The 23,046-nt window shown below is 59.7% G+C and carries 20 protein-coding genes and 1 tRNA gene; 10 read left to right on the top strand and 11 right to left on the bottom strand.

Going from position 1 to position 23,046, the window contains the following annotated elements:
- Positions 1-13: 13 nt before the first annotated feature.
- Positions 14-2,329 (bottom strand): NADP-dependent malic enzyme, encoded by a 2,316-nt coding sequence (locus O8B93_RS18305; RefSeq protein ID WP_269711356.1) that lies wholly within the window; start codon positions 2,327-2,329, stop codon positions 14-16.
- A gap of 228 nt (positions 2,330-2,557) precedes the next feature.
- Here O8B93_RS18305 and O8B93_RS18310 point away from each other — a divergent pair, with 228 nt between their 5' ends.
- Complete coding sequence (locus O8B93_RS18310; RefSeq protein ID WP_269711357.1) at positions 2,558-3,397, top strand: UDP-2,3-diacylglucosamine diphosphatase; 840 nt, start codon at positions 2,558-2,560, stop codon at positions 3,395-3,397.
- 203 nt (positions 3,398-3,600) lie between these two features.
- On the opposite strand, the gene dgcA is transcribed toward O8B93_RS18310, so the two are convergent.
- Positions 3,601-4,584 carry an N-acetyl-D-Glu racemase DgcA gene (gene dgcA / locus O8B93_RS18315; RefSeq protein ID WP_269711358.1) on the bottom strand — a complete coding sequence of 328 codons (984 nt, stop codon included), beginning with the start codon at positions 4,582-4,584 and terminating at the stop codon, positions 3,601-3,603.
- Between the two features lie 143 nt (positions 4,585-4,727).
- Here dgcA and O8B93_RS18320 point away from each other — a divergent pair, with 143 nt between their 5' ends.
- From O8B93_RS18320 to O8B93_RS18340, 5 genes are all read left to right on the top strand, one after another.
- Positions 4,728-5,888 carry an ABC transporter permease gene (locus O8B93_RS18320; protein WP_269711359.1) on the top strand — a complete coding sequence of 387 codons (1,161 nt, stop codon included), beginning with the start codon at positions 4,728-4,730 and terminating at the stop codon, positions 5,886-5,888.
- Between the two features lie 10 nt (positions 5,889-5,898).
- On the top strand, positions 5,899-6,735 hold the full coding sequence (locus tag O8B93_RS18325) for an ABC transporter ATP-binding protein (RefSeq protein WP_269711360.1): 837 nt from the start codon (positions 5,899-5,901) through the stop codon (positions 6,733-6,735).
- An 8-nt stretch (positions 6,736-6,743) separates the two neighbouring features.
- Positions 6,744-8,114, top strand: coding sequence for an MlaD family protein (locus O8B93_RS18330; RefSeq protein WP_269711361.1), 1,371 nt, complete (start codon positions 6,744-6,746; stop codon positions 8,112-8,114).
- A gap of 15 nt (positions 8,115-8,129) precedes the next feature.
- A complete protein-coding gene (locus tag O8B93_RS18335) occupies positions 8,130-8,735 on the top strand; it encodes an ABC-type transport auxiliary lipoprotein family protein (protein WP_269711362.1) in 606 nt (201 codons plus the stop codon).
- A 101-nt stretch (positions 8,736-8,836) separates the two neighbouring features.
- The gene (locus O8B93_RS18340; protein WP_269711363.1) at positions 8,837-9,802 is read left to right on the top strand and encodes an alpha/beta hydrolase family protein; all 966 of its coding nucleotides are present in this window, start codon (positions 8,837-8,839) and stop codon (positions 9,800-9,802) included.
- Between the two features lie 30 nt (positions 9,803-9,832).
- On the opposite strand, the gene O8B93_RS18345 is transcribed toward O8B93_RS18340, so the two are convergent.
- On the bottom strand, positions 9,833-10,270 hold the full coding sequence (locus O8B93_RS18345; RefSeq protein ID WP_269711364.1) for a PACE efflux transporter: 438 nt from the start codon (positions 10,268-10,270) through the stop codon (positions 9,833-9,835).
- A 677-nt stretch (positions 10,271-10,947) separates the two neighbouring features.
- Between O8B93_RS18345 and O8B93_RS18350 the strand changes: the two genes are divergently transcribed.
- Positions 10,948-11,196 (top strand): hypothetical protein, encoded by a 249-nt coding sequence (locus tag O8B93_RS18350; RefSeq protein ID WP_269711365.1) that lies wholly within the window; start codon positions 10,948-10,950, stop codon positions 11,194-11,196.
- Positions 11,197-11,340: 144 nt separating this feature from the next.
- On the opposite strand, the gene O8B93_RS18355 is transcribed toward O8B93_RS18350, so the two are convergent.
- The 6 genes from O8B93_RS18355 to O8B93_RS18380 form a co-directional block, all read right to left on the bottom strand.
- The gene (locus O8B93_RS18355) at positions 11,341-11,529 is read right to left on the bottom strand and encodes a hypothetical protein (RefSeq protein WP_006315378.1); all 189 of its coding nucleotides are present in this window, start codon (positions 11,527-11,529) and stop codon (positions 11,341-11,343) included.
- A 284-nt stretch (positions 11,530-11,813) separates the two neighbouring features.
- A complete protein-coding gene (locus O8B93_RS18360) occupies positions 11,814-12,044 on the bottom strand; it encodes a hypothetical protein (protein WP_269711367.1) in 231 nt (76 codons plus the stop codon).
- A gap of 202 nt (positions 12,045-12,246) precedes the next feature.
- Positions 12,247-12,498, bottom strand: coding sequence for a hypothetical protein (locus O8B93_RS18365; protein WP_269711368.1), 252 nt, complete (start codon positions 12,496-12,498; stop codon positions 12,247-12,249).
- A gap of 167 nt (positions 12,499-12,665) precedes the next feature.
- Positions 12,666-12,998, bottom strand: coding sequence for a hypothetical protein (locus O8B93_RS18370; protein WP_269711369.1), 333 nt, complete (start codon positions 12,996-12,998; stop codon positions 12,666-12,668).
- 237 nt (positions 12,999-13,235) lie between these two features.
- Positions 13,236-13,311: transfer RNA gene (locus tag O8B93_RS18375), tRNA-Lys, on the bottom strand.
- Between the two features lie 152 nt (positions 13,312-13,463).
- The gene (locus O8B93_RS18380; RefSeq protein WP_269711426.1) at positions 13,464-13,718 is read right to left on the bottom strand and encodes a GlsB/YeaQ/YmgE family stress response membrane protein; all 255 of its coding nucleotides are present in this window, start codon (positions 13,716-13,718) and stop codon (positions 13,464-13,466) included.
- A gap of 145 nt (positions 13,719-13,863) precedes the next feature.
- On the opposite strand from O8B93_RS18380, the gene O8B93_RS18385 reads away from it, so the two are divergent.
- From O8B93_RS18385 to O8B93_RS18395, 3 genes are all read left to right on the top strand, one after another.
- Entirely contained in the window at positions 13,864-16,488 is a 2,625-nt protein-coding gene (locus O8B93_RS18385) for a mechanosensitive ion channel family protein (RefSeq protein ID WP_269711370.1), read from the top strand.
- A 348-nt stretch (positions 16,489-16,836) separates the two neighbouring features.
- Positions 16,837-19,350, top strand: a complete 2,514-nt coding sequence (locus O8B93_RS18390; RefSeq protein ID WP_269711371.1) for a GcvT family protein — start codon at positions 16,837-16,839, stop codon at positions 19,348-19,350.
- A gap of 158 nt (positions 19,351-19,508) precedes the next feature.
- Positions 19,509-20,342: a response regulator gene (locus tag O8B93_RS18395; RefSeq protein ID WP_269711372.1), complete on the top strand. Its 834-nt coding sequence runs from the start codon at positions 19,509-19,511 to the stop codon at positions 20,340-20,342.
- A gap of 16 nt (positions 20,343-20,358) precedes the next feature.
- Here the strand turns inward: O8B93_RS18395 and O8B93_RS18400 are convergent, their stop codons facing one another.
- Entirely contained in the window at positions 20,359-21,915 is a 1,557-nt protein-coding gene (locus O8B93_RS18400) for a phospholipase D family protein (RefSeq protein WP_269711373.1), read from the bottom strand.
- Positions 21,916-22,010: 95 nt separating this feature from the next.
- The gene (locus O8B93_RS18405) at positions 22,011-22,901 is read right to left on the bottom strand and encodes an NAD-dependent epimerase/dehydratase family protein (RefSeq protein WP_269711374.1); all 891 of its coding nucleotides are present in this window, start codon (positions 22,899-22,901) and stop codon (positions 22,011-22,013) included.
- Positions 22,902-23,046: the final 145 nt, after the last annotated feature.

The raw sequence follows: 23,046 nt of genomic DNA on the forward strand, positions 1-23,046 counted from the left end.
TAATGCGTCTTCATCACACCGAAGGATGCGAGGCCTGCACCACGGCGAAGGCCGCCATGTTGACCACGCCGCGCGAGGTGACGCTGGGCGACAGGATGTGGGCCGGCATCGCCGTGCCGAGCAGGATCGGGCCGACATGCAGGCCTTCCGTCAGGGTGCGGGTGACACCGAGCGTGATGTTGGCCGCATCGAGGTTCGGGAAGACCAGCAGGTTTGCTTCACCCGTCAGCACGCTGTTCGGCATGGCGCGCTTGCGCAGTGCTTCGGACAATGCCGAGCCGCCCTGCATTTCGCCGTCCACTTCCAGTTCCGGTGCCGCCGCCTGCACGATCTTCAGCGCGCGGCGCATCTTGCGGGCGCTTTCGGAATCGCGCGAGCCGAAATTGGAGTGGCTGGCGAGTGCGATCTTCGGCGTGATGCCGAAGCGGCGGATTTCCCTGGCAGCCAGAATGGCCATTTCCGCCACTTCCTCTGAGGTCGGATCGTTGTTCACGAAAGTATCGGTAAGGAACAGCGCCCCCTGCTGGGTGATGAGCAGGCTGAGGCCCGCAAAGGATCGCACGTTCTCCTGCTTGCCGATGATCTGGTTCACGTCGCGCAGATGCCGGTCATAACGGCCTTCCAGACCGCAGATCAGCGCATCGGCTTCGCCGCGCTTGACCGAGAGCGCGCCGATGACGGTGGAGTTGGTGCGCACGATGGTACGCGCCGCTTCCGGGTTGATGCCGGCGCGGCCGACCAGCGCGAAATAATCATCGACATAGTCACGGTAACGCGGATCGTCTTCCGGATTGACCACCGCGAAATCCGCATGCGGGCGGATGCGCAGGCCGAAGCGCTTGAGGCGCGTTTCGATGATCTGCGGACGGCCGATGAGGATCGGGATGCCGGTGCCTTCTTCAAGCAGCACCTGGGCGGCGCGCAGCACGCGCTCGTCTTCGCCTTCGGCAAAGATGATGCGCTTCTTTTCGGCGGCTTTCGCGGCATTGAAGACCGGCTTCATGATGAAGCCCGAGCGCCAGACGAAACGGTTCAGCTGGTCGAGATAGGCTTCGAAATCGGTGATCGGCCGGGTAGCGACGCCGCTTGCCGCCGCAGCGCGGGCAACGGCTGGCGCAATGCGCAGGATGAGGCGCGGATCGAACGGCGAGGGAATGAGATAGTTCGGGCCAAAGATCGGCGTTTCGCCGCTATAGGCTCTGGCGGCGACTTCGGAGACTTCCTCGCGGGCAAGCTCTGCGATGGCCTGCACGGCGGCCATCTTCATTTCCTCGTTGATGGTCGTTGCGCCGCAATCCAGCGCGCCGCGGAAGATATAGGGGAAGCAGAGCACGTTGTTGACCTGGTTCGGGAAATCCGAACGGCCGGTGCAGATCATCGCATCCGGGCGGGCGGCACGGGCCGCCTCCGGCATGATTTCCGGATTGGGGTTGGCAAGCGCCAGGATCAACGGATTTTCCGCCATGCGCTCCAGAAGTTCCGGCTTCAGCACGCCGGCGGCGGAAAGGCCGAGGAAGACATCGGCGCCGTCGATGGAGTCCGCCAGCACGCGCTTGTCGGTCTTCTGGGCGTAAACTTCCTTCCATTCGTCCATCAGCGTGTTACGGCCGTCATAAACCAGGCCTTCGATGTCGTGGACCCAGATGTTGTCCTTGTTTGCACCCATGGCGACCAGCAGGTTGAGGCAGGCGAGGGCTGCCGCACCGGCGCCTGACGCAACGATCTTGACGCTCGCGAGCGACTTTCCGGCCAGTTCCAGCGCGTTGGTGACGGCGGCGGCGACGATGATCGCAGTGCCATGCTGGTCATCGTGGAAGACGGGGATGTTCATCTTCTCGCGTAGCTGGCGTTCCACCTCGAAACATTCCGGCGCCTTGATGTCCTCAAGGTTGATGCCACCGAAGGTGGGCTCCAGTGCGGCGATGGTGGAGACCATGTCGTTGATGCCGGGTGCGTCGATCTCGATGTCGAAGACGTCGATGCCGGCGAATTTCTTGAAGAGGACGGCCTTGCCTTCCATGACGGGCTTGGAAGCGAGCGGGCCGATATTGCCGAGGCCAAGCACCGCCGTGCCGTTGGAAATGACGGCGACGAGATTGGCGCGGGCTGTATAATCAGCTGCCTTTTCCGGATTTTCATGGATGGCGAGGCAGGGAGCGGCCACGCCCGGCGAATAGGCAAGCGCCAGATCTCGCTGGTTGCCGAGCGGCTTGGTAGCCTGGATTTCCAGCTTGCCGGGGCGCGGATAGCGGTGGAAAAAGAGCGCCTGTTCCTCGATGTCGGCCTTTGCCGTGTTGGCGGGCGTGTTGTTCTTATCGTGAGAGGTCATTCTTCCACCGTCATATCTGGTTTCATTCCGGCCCCCTGAATACAACAAACTTCCCCGTGGTACAGCCGTTATTTGACCGTACCTTATGCAAATGCGGGCATGGCTTATTCGCGTTTTCGTGAAGCCATCCGTCATATTCCATACAAAAACCCGCCGCTGTCATGTTGCTGAAACACGAGTCTGGTTCTGAGAGGTAAGAAAGCCGCAGGGACGCAACCGAACAGGGGGATGAAATCCGTGGCCGGTCAAATCGAAACCAGACAGTTCAGAACGCTTTTCATTTCGGATGTTCATCTTGGCTCCAAGGCGGCCAAGACGGATTTCCTGCTCGACTTCCTGAAATACCACGAAGCCGAAACGATCATCATGGTCGGCGACATCGTCGACGGCTGGCGCTTGCGCCGCAGCTGGTACTGGCCGCAGGGCTGCAACGACGTGGTGCAGAAGCTGCTGCGCAAGGCCCGCAAGGGCACGCGCATCGTTTACATTCCCGGCAACCACGATGAATTCCTGCGGGAGTTTCCCGGCATGCATTTCGGCGGCATAGAAGTGGCCGAGCGCATGATCCACGAGGCGGCCGACGGCAAGAAATATCTGGTCATCCATGGCGACGAGTTCGACGTGGTGGTGCGCAATGCCCGGCTGCTCGCCTATCTCGGCGACTGGGCCTATGACGCGGCGATCGCCATCAACATCGCCATCGCCGCCGTGCGCCGCCGCATCGGCCTGCCTTACTGGTCTTTCTCGGCCTGGGCCAAGCTGCAGGTCAAGCACGCCGTCAACTTCATCGGCGAATTCCAGCGCGTGGTGGCGGATGAAGCGCGACGCAACAATGTCGACGGCGTGATATGTGGTCACATTCACCATGCTGTCATGGAAGACATGGATGGCATCCGCTACATCAACACCGGCGACTGGGTGGAAAGCTGCACGGCGATTGCCGAAAATGCCGATGGCAGCTTCGAGCTGATCACCTGGATGCAGACCAGTGACGCCACCGCCGGTCAGGCATCGGACGAGATGGAGCCGGTGGATATTCCGGGGCTGATCGGGAAGCACGCGGCCTGAGTTGGGGCCTGTAGGGCTTAAGGGTCCTTAGCCCTCGCTTCTTCTCCCCGCCGGGGAGAAGGTCGCGGCAGCGGGATGAGGGGGCGAGGGCAGAGGGATACGGCAACGGTGCCCCCTCATCCGACCCTTCGGGCCACCTTCTCCCCGGCGGGGAGAAGAAACAAGTGGCGACGTCGCGCTTCACCTTGTTTTCCCTCAGGGTCTCAACCCCACAATTCCGGACGCGCCGGATAAACCAGCGAACCCTCATAAACCAACCCCGGATCACGATCCCCAGCCAATAACAACGGCCCGTCGAGATCGGCAAAGGCCGTGCCCTGCGCTGCCAGCACGGCAGGCGCCATGCCGAGCGAGGTGCCGAGCATGCAGCCGACCATGATGGTGAAGCCGAGCCGTTCTGCCTCTGCCTTCATGACGAGCGCTTCCGTCAGGCCGCCGGTCTTGTCGAGCTTGATGTTGATTGCATCGTAACGGTCTCGCAGACCCTCGAGGTCCTTCGTCGAATGCACACTTTCATCGGCACAAATCAGCACCGGATGATCGATGCGGGAGAGGATGGCGTCCTTGCCGGCGGGCAGGGGCTGTTCGATCAGCGATATCTTCAGCTCGGCCGCAAGCTTCAGATAATATTCGATATTGTCGTCGTTCCAGCCTTCATTCGCATCGATGATGATACGTGCCTCGGGGGCTGCGGCGCGCACGGCCCGCAGGCGCGCTTCGTCGTCAGTGGTGCCGGTCTTGATTTTCAGAAGCGGACGGCCGGCATTTTCCGCAGTCTTTGCGGCCATGGTGTCGGGGTCGGCAAGTGAAATCGTATAGGCGGTGACGAGCGGTTGTGCCGCCTGTCCGAGAACCTGCTCGGCGGCACTCTTGCCGCTGATCTTCGCTTCGAGGTCCCACAGCGCGCAATCGACCGCATTGCGGGCGGCGCCCGGTTTCATCGCCTGCTGCAACTCCTGCCGTGTCAGGCCGGCGGCGATCCGCTCGGCCATCGCTTCGATGTCGGCGATGACGCCTTCGATGCTTTCGCCATAACGTGGATAGGGCACACATTCACCTCGGCCGGTGAAGGAACCATCGCGGATGATGCACGTTACGACATCCGCATGCGTGCGGGTGCCGCGTGAAATGGTGAAGCTGCCGGCAACGGGGAAACGTTCTGTTGTGGCTTGAAGGTAACGGGGCATGTTTTTTCACTTCCGATTGGGCGGCAAAAGACACATGACGCCAAATTTATCACGAATTGTCGGCCGTCACTGTGGCTTGCCGAAGGCCAAACCGTTATGAAACCATTAAGAATCTCGTGACGGCTGCACTCGCTCGGAGCATTATGCAAGAACAGGACACACGGCAACAGGCGAACCCGGCCGCAATCACCGAAGACGATGCCGTCTCCGGCGGCGGCTCGCGTTATGTCTTGAGCGGCTCCTGGCGCAACAGCAATCTCTCCGGGATTTTCGAAAGCCTCGACAGGATTGAAAAAAGCAAACCTGCCAGTCCTGTGAATATCGATCTCTCCGCCGTGGAGGCGATCGACACGACCGGCGCATGGATCATCCAGCGCCTGCGCAAGGACCTTGAGGCGAATGGCGCAACCGTCACGCTCACCGGCAATGACCGGATCGAAGACGTGATCGGCCAATTGCCCGACAAGGCTGAAATGGAGGTCGAACCCGTTGCCCGCGAAGGGCTGGTGGAGCGCATTTTTGCGCCCATCGGTCAGGCCGTGGTTCAGAACGGCGCGGATTTCCTGGCGGGCATGTATATTCTCGGCTCGGCCGTGCGCGGCGCGCAGATGAAGCTCGGGCGCGGGCGCGGTGTATCGCCGGCGGCGATCGTCAACCAGATCGATCATATGGGCGTGCGCGCCGTACCGATCATCATGCTGATGTCGTTCCTGATCGGCGCGATCATCGCCCAGCAGGGCGCGTTCCAGCTGCGTTATTTCGGCGCCGAGGTCTTCGTTGTCGATCTCGTCGGCATTCTGCAATTGCGTGAAATCGGCGTTCTCTTGACCGCGATCATGATCGCCGGCCGGTCCGGCAGCGCGATCACGGCGGAAATCGGCTCGATGAAGATGCGCGAGGAAATCGACGCGCTGAAGGTGATCGGGCTTAATCCGGTTGGCGTGCTCGTCTTCCCGCGGTTGGTGGCGTTGACGATTGCGTTGCCGCTTTTGACCATCCTTGCCAATTTCGCTGCACTTTTCGGTGCCGCCATCGTGGCGCTGGCCTATTCCGGCATCACCTTCGAGGTGTTCCTGTCGCGCCTGCATGGCGCGGTCGAGGAATCGACGATCGCCGCCGGCATGATCAAGGCGCCGTTCATGGCACTGATCATCGGCATCGTTGCGGCGGTCGAGGGCATGAAGGTGGGTGGTTCGGCGGAATCTCTCGGCAAACACGTCACCTCGTCGGTGGTCAAATCGATCTTCGTCGTCATTCTGGTGGATGGTCTTTTCGCCATCTTCTACGCAGCCATCGATTTTTAGGGAGGGCGCGTTGGAAACACTGGACCAGAAGCCGCAAGAGACGAAAACCACAAAGGATGGCCGCGAGGCGGTGCTTTCCGTCGAGGGCGTGACTGTCGGCTTCAATGGCCGCAACGTGCTCGAAAATCTCGATCTCGATGTCTATCGCGGTGAAATCCTCGGCTTCATCGGTCCGTCCGGCGCGGGTAAATCGGTCCTGATGCGTGCGATTTTGCGGCTGCTGCCAAGGCAGGCGGGCGCGATCCGCATTCTCGGCACCGATTACGACAAGGCAAGCGAAGACGACCGCATGATGCTCGACCAGCGGCTTGGCGTGCTGTTCCAGCAGGGGGCGCTGTTTTCCGGCCTGACGGTGAAGGAAAACATCCAGTTGCCGATGCGGGAATATCTCGATCTGCCGAAAAAGCTGATGGACGAGCTTGCTTATCTCAAGATCGAGATGGTGGGCCTGAAGCCCGATGCCGGCGACAAGTACCCGTCCGAGCTTTCCGGCGGCATGATCAAGCGTGCGGCCCTTGCCCGGGCCCTGTCGCTCGATCCCGACCTCGTCTTCCTCGATGAGCCGACATCCGGCCTCGATCCCATCGGGGCGGCGGAATTTGATATGCTGATCGCGCGCTTGCGCGATTCGCTCGGCCTGACCGTTTATATGGTGACGCACGACCTCGACAGCCTGTTCTCCGTCTGCGACCGCATAGCGGTCCTCGGCGACAAGCGGGTTTTGGTGGAAGGGACGTTGCAGGATATGTTCGCCTGCGACGACCCGTGGGTGCAGTCCTATTTCCGCGGCAAACGGGCGCGCTCTGTCGTTCTTCCGGACGGCAAACATGAAAATCCGGTGGAGTAACGAGAAGCATGGAAACCAAGGCGAACTACACCATAGTCGGAATTTTCACGCTGATCGTGATCGCGGCCGCATTCGGCTTCGTTTACTGGATGGCGGAATTCGGCCGTGGTGGCCCGACGGCGCAGCTCGTGGTGCGTATTCCCGGCTCCGCCAACGGTCTTTCCGTCGGCTCGCCGGTGCGCTTTAACGGTATTCCGGTCGGTACTGTGCGCGGGCTTGCGATTGACCGCGACGATCCGGCCTATTCCATCGCCTTTACCGAAGTGCAGGCCGATGCGCCGGTTTTCCCTTCCACACGCGCCGTGCTTGAAATTCAGGGCCTGACGGGTGCTGCCTATATCGAGCTTTCCGGCGGCAACAAGGATGGCGAGCGAATCTTACAGAAATCCGTCGAAAGCGGCGTTCCCGCCGAGCTGACGGCCGATCTTTCCAGCGTCACCAACCTGCTTGCCACCGCCGATAAAATCCTGAAGCGTGCCGATGGCGCGATCGGCGAATTGCAGGGTTTCGTACAGGATGCCCGTGGCCCGCTGACGCAAACGGTGCGCAATGCCGAAAAGTTTTCCGATGCGCTGGCCGCCAATTCCGACGGCATCAAGAATTTCATCGCCAGCCTCAGCTCGCTTTCCACCACCGTACAGTCGGTGTCGGTGCGTCTCGACGGCACGCTGACCGCCATTGAGGACCTCGTAAAGGCGGTGGATGCCGGCAAGATCGATTCCATCCTGTCCAACGTCGACAAGGTGACGAAGGATGTGGCCTCTGCTTCCAGCGACATCCAGGGCATCATGGAAACGGTGCAGAGCACGGCGCGCAATTTCGAGGCGGCAAGCACGGAAGTGCAGACGGTCGTGAAGCGCGCGGATGAGCTTCTGGCCTCCGTCGATCCCGCCAAGGTCAGCACCGTGGTGGGCGATGTTTCCGCGGCCACCGCCGATGCGCGTGATGCCGTGGCGAACTTCAAGCGGATCGCCGATGACGTGGGCGCGCGTCGCGCCGATATCGACCAGGCGGTTTCCGATTTCACCGACATGGGTCGCAAGCTGAACCTCGCCTCCAGCCGTGTCGATGGCATTCTTGCCAAGGTGGACGGCATGCTGGGCACTGACGATGCCAATTCGCTGTTTGCCAAGGCGCGCGAGACGCTTACCTCGTTCAAGGCGGTGGCGGACAATCTCAATGCCCGCATCGGGCCGATTGCCGACAATCTGACCCGCTTCTCCAGCTCGGGCCTGAAGGATTTCCAGGCGCTGATCGGCAGCACGCGACAGACGGTCGACAATCTCAACAATGCCATCACCAATATCGACCGCGATCCGCAGCGGTTGATCTTCGGCGGCGAAACCGTGAAACAATATGATGGCAGAACAAGGCGCTAAGAGGGGTATGGGCCAATGAGACTATCGATAAACGGCCAAAAATGTCGCGCCCTCGTTCTGGCTCCGCTGCTTGCCGCGTTGATGGCAGGCTGCGCGGGTGCGCCGAATAACGACACCTTCGATCTGTCCGTTTCTTCGGCGGCCGTTACCCAGGGGCCCTCGCTGAAAAGCCGGCAATTGCTGATCGCCGACCCGACGGCGCTGAAGGCACTGGACAGCGAAAACATCGTGGTGCGGCTTTCCGGCTCGGAAGTGCAATATCTCGGCAATTCGCAATGGAGCGACCGTCTGCCGCGTATGGTGCAATCCAAGCTCGTGGAAGCCTTCGAGGATACCGGCAAGCTCGGCGGCGTCGGGCGTCCGGGGCAGGGGCTGGCGATCGACTATCAGGTCGTGAGCGATATCCGCGCCTTCGAGATCGATACGGCAAGAAATGTCGCCAATATCGAGATATCGGTGAAGCTGCTGAACGACCGCAACGGCACGGTGAAGGCGCAGGAAGTGTTCCGCGCCAGCGCCCGTGTCAGCGGTTCCGGCAACGCCAATTTCGTGAAGGCACTGGACCAGGCCTTCGCCGCTGCCACGCGGGAAATTGTGGCCTGGACGCTGAAATCGCTCTAGGCGTTTCAGCGATTATTGCCGTCAGAAGAAATCGCTTTATGTTTGCGTAAGACCGGTTGCTGATCGGTCCATATGCAATATTGCCGATCGGTGAGTTCGTGATGCGATTTCTGTTACTGCTTTGCCTTATGCTTTCCACCCTGTCCGGAACGGGTGCCGCGATGGCGGCCGGTCTCCGGCTGATCGACATTCCGGCCGCGAATGGCAAAGCTGCCATGAGGGCCGCGATGTGGTCGCCCTGTGCGGCCGCGCCGACGGAGGTCAAGATCGGCCCCTTCCTTTTGTCCGTCGTACGGGATTGCCCGATTCCTGAGGGAAAATATCCGCTCGTTGTCATCTCCCATGGCTTTGGCGGCACCTATTTCAGCCATCGGGATACGGCGGCGGCACTGGCGGATGCCGGCTTCATTGTCGCGGCGCTCAATCACCCCGGAGACAATGCGCTTGAAATGAAGAAGGCGGGTGAACTTTCCGCGCTGACGGGCCGGCCGGCGGATGTTGCCCGCTTGCTGGATTATCTGCTTGAAGGTTTTAGCGAAGCCGGTTCCATCGATGCCGGTCAGATTGGCGTTTTCGGATTTTCGCGTGGCGGTTACACCGCGCTGGTGCTAGCTGGCGGCATTCCCGATTTTGCCAATGCCGGGCTGCCCTGTCCCGACCCGCAGGCGCCGATTTGCGCACAGATGCGGCAGAAGACGACATTACCTCAGCATGGCGGTCAGGATAGCCGTGTGAAAGCTGTGGTGGCTGCTGACCCGTTGAATGCCTTTCCGGGCCCGGGCGACCTGAAGGCCATCACGATTCCCGTGCAGCTCTGGAGTTCCGAGCATGGTGGCGATGGTGTCGCGCCGCAGGATATTGTGAGGCTGCGCGACGATCTGCCGGTTAAACCGGATTATCGGTTGGTAGAGGGGGCGGGGCATTTTTCCTTCATCGCGCCTTGCCCGGCGGAGATGGCAAAAGCCGCGCCCCAGATTTGCGGCGACGCGGCGGGCTTCGACCGGGCGGAGTTCCATCGCGGATTCAACGCCGATGTCGTGAGCTTCTTCAAGGCGTCGCTGCGCTGAATTGCCCGTGTCGGCGGTGGCTGCCGTCGATCAGGCGGCGTCCTGCTGGGACTTCCATTCCGGCAGCGGGAAAACCCGGTCGTAGCTCCAGTTGAAGACAAAAGCATAAACCACGTAAAACAGCGCAAAGGAGATATCCATCACCAGCGCGTGGGCAAGGCTGATATTCAGATACCAGGCGATGAACGGCATCAGCACGATCAGCAGGCCGAGTTCGAACAGTACGGCGTGGGCGACCCTAATGGCAGGCGTCTTCAGCGTCGTGCCCTTCAGCCGTTGCATGGCATGGTCGAAGCCGAGATTGTAGACATAGTTCCACACCGTGGCGAGCGTGGCGCTGACCAGGCCGACGATGCCGATATCTTCCATGGGCATGCCAAAGAGCAGTGCGCCTAAGGGAATGACGAGCAGAAGGCCGATGATTTCAAAGCTGAGCGCGTGGCGGATACGATCTTGCAGGGAGCGCATTTCATTCTCCGGTATGTGACCGGGCCGTCCCGCATGCTGTCGCCGATATGGCCGAGGTCGTCCTCGCGCTTGACCATATAGAGCTTTCGGGTGGATTTTTCAAGCGCTGCGCATTTGCGCATCGATATGTCCGGGAGCGTTCCGCTTGTTTCTTCTCCCCGGCGGGGAGAAGTCCGCGGCAGCGGGATGAGGGGGCAAGCTCTCCGTATATCTGTGCGCTTGCCCCCTCATCCGGCCCTTCGGGCCACCTTCTCCCCGGCGGGGAGAAGAAATGCGCCGCGCTCCTTGCCTTCCCGGTTGACCACCCTTCGCATGAATGCGGAACAAGATCGGCGTATTTTCGTTATCGCTCATGGAAGGAGGCGCGCCATGCAGCAGAAACCCTCTGAGGGAAGAACGATCAAGGCCGCCAACGCGGCGACGGTTTCGACTTACACGCCAAGCCTCATTTCCCTGAAGGGAAGTTACGTGGCGATGATATTTCGCAGACCGCTTTGCCGAAATCCGCTGGATGTGCGGAAAAAATAGGGCGATTTAATCGCCCTTCGACTTGCCCGCACATCGAAACGACGACTGCCGACGTGATGATGAGCTTTAGATGTCTCTAAAGTGTGATTTTCAATCCGGATCGTCTCCACCTAGACTGGAGACTGCCATAAAAGCGAAGGGAGAATGACATGAAATCAGTTCTCATTATCGCCGCTGTCTTTGGTTTTTCCGCCAGTGCAGCGCTTGCGGAATGCGCAGGTCATGAAAAGATCAACGCTTCCGTTCCTGCCGTCGACCGTGAATTCAAAACTGCAAGCATCGTTCCGCCGACGGATCCGGTGGAGAAGCCCGTCGTCATCCTGAAAAAGACCGACAGACTTCCGGCAGCGGTTGCAACGACCGGTGAGCCCGAGGCCGCAATGCAGCGCATGCAATAGACAAGAACAATAACCTCTTCATTCAGAAAATCCCGTGCGTGAGGTGATCCGCACGGGATTTCGCTTTTGGAAACGAGGGGGAAGCAGGGGATATCCGGCGCTCAAGGCCTGCTTCGCAAGCCTTCTCCAGCATGTCCATGGCGACTAGCTATCGAGTTTAAGCGACAGCTGCTTCGGTCCTTCGTTCTTCTTGAGAACGTAGAGCGGGCGGGTGATGATGACCTCCGTTCGCCGCTGCAGTTCGCGGCGCCGTTCAAGCGCGCGCTCACGCATGTCGCGGGAACGGGCGACGACGGAAAGGGCATTTTCTATGGCTGCGTCTGACGTATTCATCGCTGACCTCCATAATGTTCACTTTATGTTCTCATTATTGGTGGCTTGTGTCAACACTATGGCATAGTCACTGGCGGGCAACGATGTGTGTTCGCGGACGAGCATGGCTCAAAACATGGCAGGCCGTCTCCAGATCGCGCGGGGACCGGCTCCAGCCGCGTGGCGGCTTCCACGACACGGCGTAGCGTTCCGGCAGTATCGGTCAGGACACTCTGGGTCTGCTGGGTCGATTGTCGCGATGATGTCTCGATATGGGCGCTGATCCGCCCGGCATCAGGAGGGGATCAGGAGAGGGGACGCTGGTCCGGCGTGGGGAGGCCGCCTGCGGTCAGGAGATCGGTGAGATGCTCGCTGGCGAGCGCGACGATGGCAAGGGCGGCCTGCTGGCGGTTCCAGCCGGCATGTTCCGCTTTTTCGATCAGCCCTTGAATGGAAGGCTCCAATGCGAACTGGCATTCGGCCTGATAGTCCATGGTGTCGATCGAAAGCGACGGGGAATTGATTGCGGCCCGCATCCTTTGGTCTCCCTGTTTTCCGACATGCTCATCCTACGCAAAACGCAAATCGGAACATGCACATTCAGAGGCCCGTGATATCGGGCACGTTTAAGAGCACCGCATATCACTGGCAGCGAATCCCCCAGCAGGCGGACGTTAACGGCAAGTCTCGATCACTGTCAACGAACGTTCGGTAGCGATGATGCCGCCATGCTCTTTTTCAGAGCCTTCCATTCCGGAACGGTTTTCGCCGCCAAATTAAAAGCGCCATGACATAAAGCGCAAAAAGCACGAACCATGTGACGGGCAGCACCATAAAAAGCGCCGCATAGGCACAGTTTCCCTCAAAACAGGAGCCGAGAAATCCGGAATCGGCCAGGGCTGCCGATAATAAGAACGCGCATATGCCGCTCCCGACAGCGCCGAGAATGAAAAGCGATATGGTGATGAGTAATCTCATGGCCTCGATCATAGGGATGATTGAGACAGCTTTGCGGAGGCGGAGAACGTTGCCACGCCGATATCTCACCGTTTCCGGAATTCTCCGAAAGATCGGGTGTTTCCGCAGCGGCGAAGACATCCGTCTGGTCATCGGTTCAGGCCCCGCCTTGATCGGGCAAGGCCGTCGTTGCCGATCTGTTATTCGGTGATGGTATATTCGCCGAGTTCACAGAGGTTTTGCGTATCCTCGAGATCCTCCAGCTCATCGCCCTGGAATTCGAAGCGCATGTCGTATTTGCAGACGCGGCGGCCGTCAGCGATGGTGATCTCCATCGTTTCACCCGGACCAAGGGCCTCTCTTCCGAAAACGTCTTCTTCCCAGTTGTTGACGCCCACCGGTGAGGTGTAAAAGGCGTTTAGGACCGAATTTGTGCCGTTCTTCAGCGTAAAGACCAGGTCATCCGCCTGCGCCGTTCCCGCAATCGTCATCGTTGCGCCGAAGAATGCCGCCATTACCCATTTTGATGTCATGATGTCCCCCATCGCGCCAATATTCTGGCTGAGTGATGCATACAGCCAAGCTGGCGGCTTGCAATGCAAACTGCGGAATGTGGTTAAGGTGTGAGGGAGAGCGTCGGAACCGAAGTCGCAGATTTTTGGAAGGCCAGGCCGCCTGGCAAAGGCAGCCCGGAGGGAAGATTTCTTCCGCCTAGCATTGATGCGATGATTCAACTAAGCATCGCAAGGTCCTGTCATTTCAAGAAGATTTGGTGGGTGATGTAGGGCTCGAACCTACGACCCGCTGATTAAGAGTCAGCTGCTCTACCAACTGAGCTAATCACCCGACCGGCACCGTGTGGCGGTGTGAGGGGGGCTATAAAGGGGAAGTTTGGGCTTGTCCAGCGCGGAAATGAAATTTCTTCGATTTTTATGACGGAAAAATTTCAGTCGCGCTGGAAAAGCCTGAAAATTCGGGGTTTTACGGATTTCTTTTATTCACCCGCGTCTGAAAGCTCTGCCAATGGCGATGAGGATGCAGGCGCCAACGAAGCCGGCGATGAGATAACCGAGCCAGCCGGTCAAAACGATTCCGAATACCGAAAGGATGGCGTTGGCGACGATGGCGCCGACGATTCCAAGAAGGATGTTCATGAAAACACCCATATTGCTTTTCATGAATTGTTCGGCGAGCCACCCGGCGACACCACCGATGATGATAGCTGCAATCCAGCCAATGCCAGCAGATTCCATGATTTCCTCCCATGTTGCTGCATCATCAAAGGTGATGATTCCTGTGGCGAAAAGCAAGCAAACTCCTGAAAACCTCGCCTGATGCGGGTGGTTTTCCCCGCCACAGGCGCTAAATAGCCTGAGGTGGCGCAAAGAGACGAAAGGCATGGATGTGCGGTTGATGTTCGGCGGATGGATGAATGGCAGTCGGATGTTGCGCGGGCGGGTGTTGCGCGGGCGGGCGGGAGCTGGCCGGCGAAGTGCCGGCATGGCCTCGATTCTTGCCGTTCTTTTTGCCCTCTTCAGCAGCCTCTGGGTGATGCCGGCGCTCGCGCAGGAAACAACGACGCCGGCAGTACCGGGCACCATCCAGACCTCGACGGTCGAACAGGCGAGAGCAGATCTCGAAAAATGGAAGACGGATATCGCATTCATTTCGGGGCAGGTGGAGGCGGGCGGACGCGATGATGCCCAGCTCGTCGACCTCAAGGGACGGGCCGACAGCATCGCTGCCGATGCCGCAGCCGCCAATGCCAAACTTCGGGCGCGGCTGGACCAGATCAAGACCCGGCTGGATGCGCTGGGTGCGGCACCCGGCGAAGGTCAGCCGCCGGAAGCGAGCCTCGTCACGGAAGAGCGAAACCGGCTGACGGCGGAGCGCGGCGAGGTGAATGCCATGGCGGGCGAAGTGGAGGCTACCGCCAACAATGCCGCGCAGATTTCCAACAATATCACGGCGGTTCGCCGGGCGCTTTTTGCCGCCACCCTGTTCAAGCGCACGGAAGTTTCCGCGCAGACGCTGGGCGACGCATCTTCCGCCTTTGTGGCCGAGCTCACCAACCTCAACAATGCCTTCAGCAACTGGGCGGCCTATGTCTGGAACTACAAGCGGCTGCCGATGTTCGGGGCCGTGATGCTGTCGATCATGGCGGCGCTGCTGTTTCTGGTCGGCGGCTACCGCTTTTTCGGCAGCCGCATGGACCGGCGCGCCTTTACGGGCGAGCCTTCCTATCTCAGAAGGCTTTCGGTGGCCTTCTGGTCGACCATGGTGCAGTCGCTGTCGCTGTTCCTGTTTCTCGTTACTTCGGCCTTCTTCCTCGATAATTTCAACGTGCTGCGGTCCGACATAGCGCCGATCCTGTTCGGAGCGATGGCGATCACCGGTTTCGTTTATTTCGTCTCGCGGCTGAGCTATGCGATTTTTGCGCCGACACAGCCGGAATGGCGCCTGCTGAAGGTGTCCAACAAGGGGGCTCATACGCTGTCTTCGGCGGTGCTGCTGATGGCGCTCGTCAACGGTCTCGATTATCTGTTCGGCACGATCAGTGAGACGCTTTATTCACCGCTGATCGTCACCGTCGCCAAGAGTTTCATCGCTTCCATCATCATCGGGCTCATTCTGCTCACCGTGTCGTTCCTGCGGCCGATGATCGGTGAGGGGCAGGACTACGACACCGGCAACCAGCGCCTGCCGCGCTGGCTCGTCATTCTGCTGCGGGTGGGTGGCCTCATCCTTATCGGTGCCTGCCTGACCGGTTATGTCGGGCTTGCACGGTTCCTCGCCACGCAGATCGTCGCGACCGGTGCGGTGCTGGCGACCATGTATATCGGCATTCTCTCCGGCAAGGCGATTTCGCGGCAGGGTGCCTTTGGCGAATCCCTTGCCGGGCGTTATCTCGCGCGTCGTTTCGGTCTCGGCCCGGTTGCGCTGGATCAGGCCGGCCTTGCCGCGGGGCTCGGCATCTATGTCGTGGCGCTTGCTTTTGGCGTGCCGCTCATCCTGTTTTCCTGGGGTTTCCAGCCGGGCGATATCGAAAGCTGGGCCTATCGCCTGCTGACCGGCATCACCGTCGGAAATGCCTCCATCTCGCTGATCGGCCTCTTCGGCGGCGTCCTCGTCTTCGCCATCGGCTATATCATCACCCGCTGGTTCCAGAAGTGGCTGGACAATAACGTCATGGCGCGGGGCCAGGTGGATGCCGGGGTGCGCAACTCGGTTAAAACAGGCATCGGGTATCTTGGCATTGCCGTTGCGGCGATCTTCGGCGTCTCCTCTGCCGGTCTCAACCTCTCAAGCCTGGCGCTGGTCGCTTCCGCCCTTTCGGTCGGTATCGGTTTTGGCTTGCAGAACATCGTTTCGAATTTCGTCTCGGGCCTCATCCTCCTGGTCGAACGTCCGTTCAAGGTGGGAGACTGGGTGGTGACCGGCACGACGGAGGGCACCGTCAAGCGGCTTTCCGTGCGCGCCACCGAAATCGAAACTTTTCGTGGCCAGTCGATCATCGTGCCGAATTCGGAATTCATCAATTCTTCTGTCGGCAACTGGACACACCGCAACCGCATCATGCGGGCGGAAATTCCGGTTTCCGTCGCCTATGATTCCGATCCGCAGCAGGTGATGGATATTCTGCTGGAACTGGTGCGCGCTCAGCCGCCGGTGCTGCGCAACCCCGAGCCGCATGTGGAATTCCTGCGTTTCGGCGATTTTTCGCTGGATTTCGAACTGCGTTTCCACCTTGCCGACCTGTCGAACGGGCTTGCGGTGAAAAATGCGCTGCGCATCGCCATCCTCCACCGTTTCCGCGAAGAGGGCATCGCCATCCCGTTCCCGCAACGCAACCTCAACATCCATGTGGAAGGCGACGCCAATCCGCAGATGCTGGCGGCGCTGCTTTCGGAAGAGGGCGACAAGGCCGTGGTGTCGCATACGGGGGCTGCTTCGCCAGAGAAAGAGGCGCCGAAGAGCGACAAGGCGACAGAGCCGAGGGAGAAACCCGGCGCGAAAGCGTAGATCGCTGTTGCTTGTGGACATTGAGTTCCGGCCAGGGGCTCGCCGCTTGTCGCTTTCTCCCCGCCGGGGAGAAGGTCGCGGCAGCGGGTTGAGGGGGCGAGGGCAGAGGGATACGGCAACGGTGCCCCCTCATCCGACCCTTCGGGCCACCTTCTCCCCGGCGGGGAGAAGAAAAGAGCGGCAAAGCTGTTCGACGTTCCTCCGGCGCGCTCCGCAATTTCTTCCCTGTCGCAGCACCCTATGGCCATGTCGCAATCAGGCGGCTGAACAACCCGCAAGCGCTTCATATTCCTCCCATCCAATGTCGGCGGAATAAGACGAGGCCGGCGCTTTTCAGGGGTTCTGTAAATGAAGACACATGCACGGGCGGTGGTGATCGGTGGCGGCGTTGTCGGCGTCTCGACGCTTTATCATCTTGCCAAAAAGGGCTGGAGCGACAGCGTGCTCATCGAGCGCAAGGAGCTGACCTCCGGTTCCACCTGGCATGCGGCAGGCCTCTTGCCGCTGTTCAACATGAGCTACTCGGTTGGCCAGATCCACAAATATTCCGTGAAGTTCTATGAGGAGCTTCAGGAAGAGACCGGCATGAATGTCGGTTTCTCCAAGGTTTCGAATATCCGTCTCGCCCGCACCAAGGATCGCTGGGACGAATATATGTATTATGCCGGCATTGCCGAAACGATCGGCGTGCGCGTCAACATGCTGACGCCGGAGCAGGTCAAGGAAATCTGGCCGCTCTGCGAAACCGATGGCCTGCTCGGCGCCATCCAGCATCCCGATGACGGTTATATCCAGCCCGCCGATCTGACGCAGGCGCTGGCCAAGGGCGCGCGTGACCGTGGAGCGACGATCTATCGCAACACCACCGTCACCGCCATCGAGCAGACGGAAGACGGTCACTGGAAGGTGACGACGGATAAGGGCGAGATCATCGCCGAACATATCATCTCCTGCACCGGCTCGTTTGCCCGCAAGACCGGTGAGATGGTCGGTATCGATATTCCGGTCATTCCGGTCGAGCATCAATATATCGTCACCGAGCCGCATCCGGCCATTCAGGAACGCCGCCGTCAGGGGTTGCCGGAAATGGGCGTTCTGCGTGAATCGGACTCGGCCTGGTATATGCGCGAAGAGGCTGGCGGCCTGATCCTCGGTCCTTATGAAGTCGGCGCGCCGGTCTGTTATGTCGATGGTCCCTCTGACGACAGCGAATATGAGCTGTTCCAGGAGGAACTGGACCGCCTGATGCCGCATATCGAAACGGCGATGGTGCGCGTTCCCGCCTTCGGGGAAGTGGGTATCAAGAAGGTTTATAATGGCGCGATCGCCTATACGCCTGACGGTAACCCGATCGTCGGTCCCGCACCCGGCCTCAAGAATTTCTGGCTGAATGAAGGTCATTCCTTCGGTATCACCGCTGCCGGTGGTGCTGGCTGGCAGCTGGCTGAATGGATCGTCGATGGCGAGCCGACACTTGATCTGATGGGCGTCGATCCGCGCCGTTTCGGGCCTCACGCGACGGAAGGTTACCTCATTGCCAAGAACGAGGAAGCCTATGCCAACGTCTTCACCATGCATTATCCCGATGAGGAGCGTTCCGCCGCCCGTCCCTTGAAGACGACGCCGGTTTATGACCGACTGAAGAAGCTCGGTGGCGTGTTCGGTTCCGTCTATGGCTGGGAGCGCGCCAACTGGTATGCACCGGAAGGTTATGCGCTCAAGGAAGAAGACCTCGGCGTCGGCGCCGATGTCATCACCAGCCACAATTACGCACCGCCGCTGGAAGATGGCCGCATCGTCGAAAAATGGTCGTTCCGCCGCTCGAATTATTTCGAACATGTCGGCAACGAGGTGAAGAACGTCACCAACAATGTCGGCGTGCTTGATATGTCGGCCTTCGCCAAGATGGAGGTTTCCGGCCCCGGCGCGCGTGCCTGGCTGGACAGCATTCTGGCCAATATCGTGCCGAAGAAGCGCGGCCGCATCGCGCTGACGCATCTTCTGACGCCGAATGGCGGTGTGAAGGTTGAGTTCACCGTTTATGAATGGGCGCCTGGCCGGTTCTATATGGTTTCGGCAGGCGGTCTTGAGGCCCACGATCATGACGTGCTGCGCCGCCTTGCGCCGACCGACGGTTCCGTGGTGCTGCAGCCGATCACCCAGAAATACGGCGTGCTGGTGCTTGCCGGCCCGAGGTCGCGCGATCTGTTGAAGAAGCTGACCCGCACCAGCCTGGAGAACAAGGATTTCCCCTGGCTGACGGCAAAGCAGATTTCCGTCGGTGTGGCGACGGCGCATGCGCTGCGCGTCAACTTCGTGGGCGAACTGGGCTGGGAGCTGCACCATCCGATCGAGATGCAGAATTATATCTTCGACCGGCTGATGGAGGCAGGCGCGGAATTCGGCATCAAGCCATTCGGCATCCGGGCCATGGTGTCGATGTCGCTCGAAAAGTCCTATCGCAACATGGGCCGCGAGCTTTCGGTGGAATATAACGCCTATGAATCCGGTCTCGACCGCTTCCTGCGTCCGGAAAAATCCTTCATCGGCCGCGATGCGCTGGTGGCCTATAAGGAAGCCGGACTGAAGTCGGTGTTTTCGACGCTGACCGTGTCGGGCAATACGGATGTCGATGCCCGCGGGTCGGAAGCGATTTCGGATGAAAACGGCAATCTTGCCGGGCGTGTCACCAGCGGTGGTTTCGGTTGGCGCATCGGCAAGTCGATTGCGCTTGCCATGCTCAAACCGGAATATGCGGCGGTTGGCACAAAGCTGAAGATCCGCATTCTCGGCACGCTCTACGATGCCGAAGTGGTGGAAGAAAGCCCGTTCGACACGGAAAATGCGCTGCTGCGCGCATAAGATCATTCACTCCCAAAGCTGGAATACGGCCCCTCGCGGGCCGTATTTCCGTTTAGGTAAGCATATGCCCGCATTCCTTTCCTGCAAAAGTGCTATTAATGATTCTGAAAAATGCGCCTGATATGTTTTCCTCACATACGATGGGGGATCGGGGCAGAATGAATTTCCTGGGCATTACGGGCATGCAATATTCTGGCGTGCCTTTTACCAACAACCGCATTTTACTGGCGGAAGACAGCAACGTGTTCACCCAGATGGTGAGCATGCGGCTCAACGAAATGCTGGGTGTTTCCGTAGAGGTATGCCGCTCTTTCGAAGAGTTGCAGGCCTGTTACGAACATTCTCCAGAACCGGTGACGCTCGCCATTTCCAACATCAACCTGCCGGGGGCGGAAAAGGGTGAGGCGCTGGAATATCTGATCGATCTTTCGATCCCGACCATTGTTTTTACCAGCACGTTTCATGAGGCGACGCGCGAGACGCTGATCGCCAAGGATGTGGTCGATTACATCCTGAAGGACAACATCTTCGCCGTGGACATGCTGACGGAATCCGTCTGTCGGTTCCTCACCAATCACCGCCACCATGTGCTGATCGTCGATGACAGCCCGACGGCACGGGCGCTGCTGTCGAGCCGCCTCAAGCGATATAATTTCCGCGTCAGCCTTGCCGATAGCGGTGCGAAGGCGCTCGAAATCCTCAAGGCCAATCCCGATATCGGCCTTGTGGTCACAGACTACAACATGCCCGACATTGACGGTTTCGAACTGACGCGGCGCATCCGCACCGTGCGCGGGTCGCATGAGCTGCGCATCATCGGCGTGTCGTCCTCCACCAACCGGCTTTTGTCGGCGCGGTTCCTGAAAGCGGGCGGCAATGATTTCATGCTGCGGCCTTTCATCGACGAGGAATTTTATTGTCGCGTCAACCAGAACCTCGATACGCTGGTGCAGATACAGCTGGCCAAGGCCGGGGTGAGGCCGGCGGCCTGAGCGATGCCTGCTTTCATCAAAGCTGTGATTCAAGCGGCAGGAAACGCATGATACCGGCGATGATCCGCCGGCTGATGGCCGCGTCCGGTTCGCGCCGGTAGGTCTTCGGCTGGCCCTGTTCTTCCGTCATCCAGACGATGCGTTTGCCATTATCGACGTCGAGTTCGAAACTCATCGTGCGGCGGATTTCTTCGGTGAATATTTCGTCCATGCGGGCCACCAGCGGTGGTGAATTGAAAACAACGCCCATTTCCGTGTTGAGCGAGGCGGAGCGCGGGTCGAAATTGAGCGAGCCGATATAGCCGGTCTTGCCGTCGCGGGTGAAGGCCTTGGTGTGCAGGCTCGCCTGTCCCGAACCGCGCAGGGTGAAGCTGCCCTGGTCGGCCTGCGAGCGCAATTCATGCAGGCGCACCCCACCCAATAAAAGCGGCTTTCGATAACGGGCATAACCGGCGTGAACGGCGGCGACATCGGTTGCGGCCAGGGAATTGGTGAGGATGGCGAGAGACACGCCGCGTTCTGCAAGATCGAGGAAGATCTCCACGCCCTGTTTGCCGGGAATGAAATAAGGGGAGGTAATATGCAGGCTCTCGCCTGCGGCCTGCATCAGCGGCAGCAGGCTCTCCATCAGGAAATTATGGCCCTTGCGGCGTTTCCCGGCCGCTTTCTCCGGCGGATCGGCCAGCACATCTGCGGTATCGACCCAGTGCAGGCGGTCCGACATCAGGAAATGATCGCGGCCGTACTGGCTCTCGACACGCTCGAGATAGGGTCTGGCCGCTTCACTTTGCGGCAAGGCATCCAGTTCGCGCCGCAATTTGGCAAGCTTGTTGGGTCTGCGCGCCAGCAGAGAGCGTACCGGCACGGAAACGGCGCTGTTCCAGTAATCGTCGAAGATTTCGGTGGAGTCGGCAACGATCCCGCCGAAACCGAGAATGTCGAAATCGTGGAAATTCGCCCGTTCGGCTGCATCGAAATAGGCATCACCGATATTGCGACCACCGACGATCACCGCCCGCCCGTCGGCAATCCATGCCTTGTTGTGCATACGCCGGTTGACGCTTCGAAAGCGCAGCACCAGTTCGAGGCTGCGATGCAGGATGTTTTCCCGCGCCCTTGTAGGATTGAACAGCCTGAGTTCGATATTGGGATGGCTGTCGATGGCGTGGAAGATACGGTCGGACATGGAGACGCCGAGGTCGTCGAGAAGCAGGCGCACGCGCACGCCACGATCGGCGGCGGTGATCACTTCGCGCATCATCAATCGTCCGGTCAGGTCGGCATTCCACATGTAATACATGAGATCGAGGCTGCGCCCGGCGGCGCGTGTCGCGGCCACGCGCACGGCAAAGGCATCGAGATTGGAATGCAGCAGGCAAAGCGCATTCTTCTCGTTCCAGCCGTTTCTGATCGATTGCCAGTGGCGGTCCAGCGCCGTTTCGTCGTCGTTAACGGGAAGGGCGGTGGAGGGGCGTTTGGGAATGGCTTTTTCCCGCTGTTTGCCGATGACGACAAACAGGCTCGGCCCGATGAGCACGAGAAGAATGATGATGAAGGCCGTAAATGCAGTCACTGGTTTTTGTCGCTCCCGGCCCGAAGATTATCAGGCGGGATACAAACGCGCGAGGGGATAAAGCGTTCACGGTTTAAGTTGATGCCATCGCGAGGCTACTCTGATTTCCTGTTGATCTCCGCGCCGGCAGGCAAAACTTCCAGGCTGCGGCGGCCAAGCTGGGCCAGCACTTCCTCGAAGCCGAACCGGGATCTCCAGCCAAGCCCCTTTGCGGCGCGGGCGGGTGAATAGATCCGATCGATGGTCATCGGCAGCGCCCAACCCTCCCGCGCGAACGCGTCTGCAAGGGCCGGGGTCCGCTGCCGGAGAACGGAGGGTGCATCCCTGGCGAGGGCGTCGCAATCATCAGCGGAAAACGGGGTGGCTGCCGATATGATATAGCGCTGGAAATTTTCTCCCGCATTGCCGAGTGCCAGTGCATGAGCATCAGCGACATCACGGATGTCGACGCCGCGATGCAGCCGATAGGCGGCCATTACGTCAGCGGGCTCCGGGAAACTTCTGGACATGCGCAGCACGCGCACGGCTAGACGCGGGCCGGCCATTTCCTTGAGTAGCTGCTCGGCTTCGAGCTTCGTGCGGTGATAGATGCTTTTTGGCTGGGGTGGCGTATCTTCATCGATAAAGGTGCAGCACCCCGCTGAAACCGCGTGTCCGTAGAGCGCCGTCGTGCTGGTGAAGACCAGCCGCTCAACGCCTGCCGCCATTGCCGCTTCCGCGACCATGCGGGTGCCGTCGACATTGATACGCTGAAACTCGGCGTCTGGCACGCAGCCGACATGCGGGGCATGAAGGGCCGCGGTATGGATTACCGCATCAGCCCGCTCGAAAGCTCTCTGCAGAAGCACCCTGTCGGCGAAATCGCCGACGATATGGGTTGTGGAGAAGGGGGAGCGGTCTATGCCCGCGACATCGTGCCGGCCGGCCAGCGCACTGAAAATCGCGCGGCCGACCCGGCCGGAGCTGCCTGTTAGCACTATCCGCATGATGTTTCCTCCGCATCAACGCAAAAGGCAGCGCGGGGCGCTGCCTTTCAAGGGGCCGTCTGGATAATCAGTGAGAAATGTAACCGAATACTGGCCATTAGCGCTGTAACCCTCTGATACGTGAACCCTCGAACCTCAGAGCACA

Origin of the sequence: Martinezella rhizogenes, from assembly GCF_027460065.1 — a bacterium.
GTDB lineage: Bacteria > Pseudomonadota > Alphaproteobacteria > Rhizobiales > Rhizobiaceae > Agrobacterium > Agrobacterium rhizogenes_C.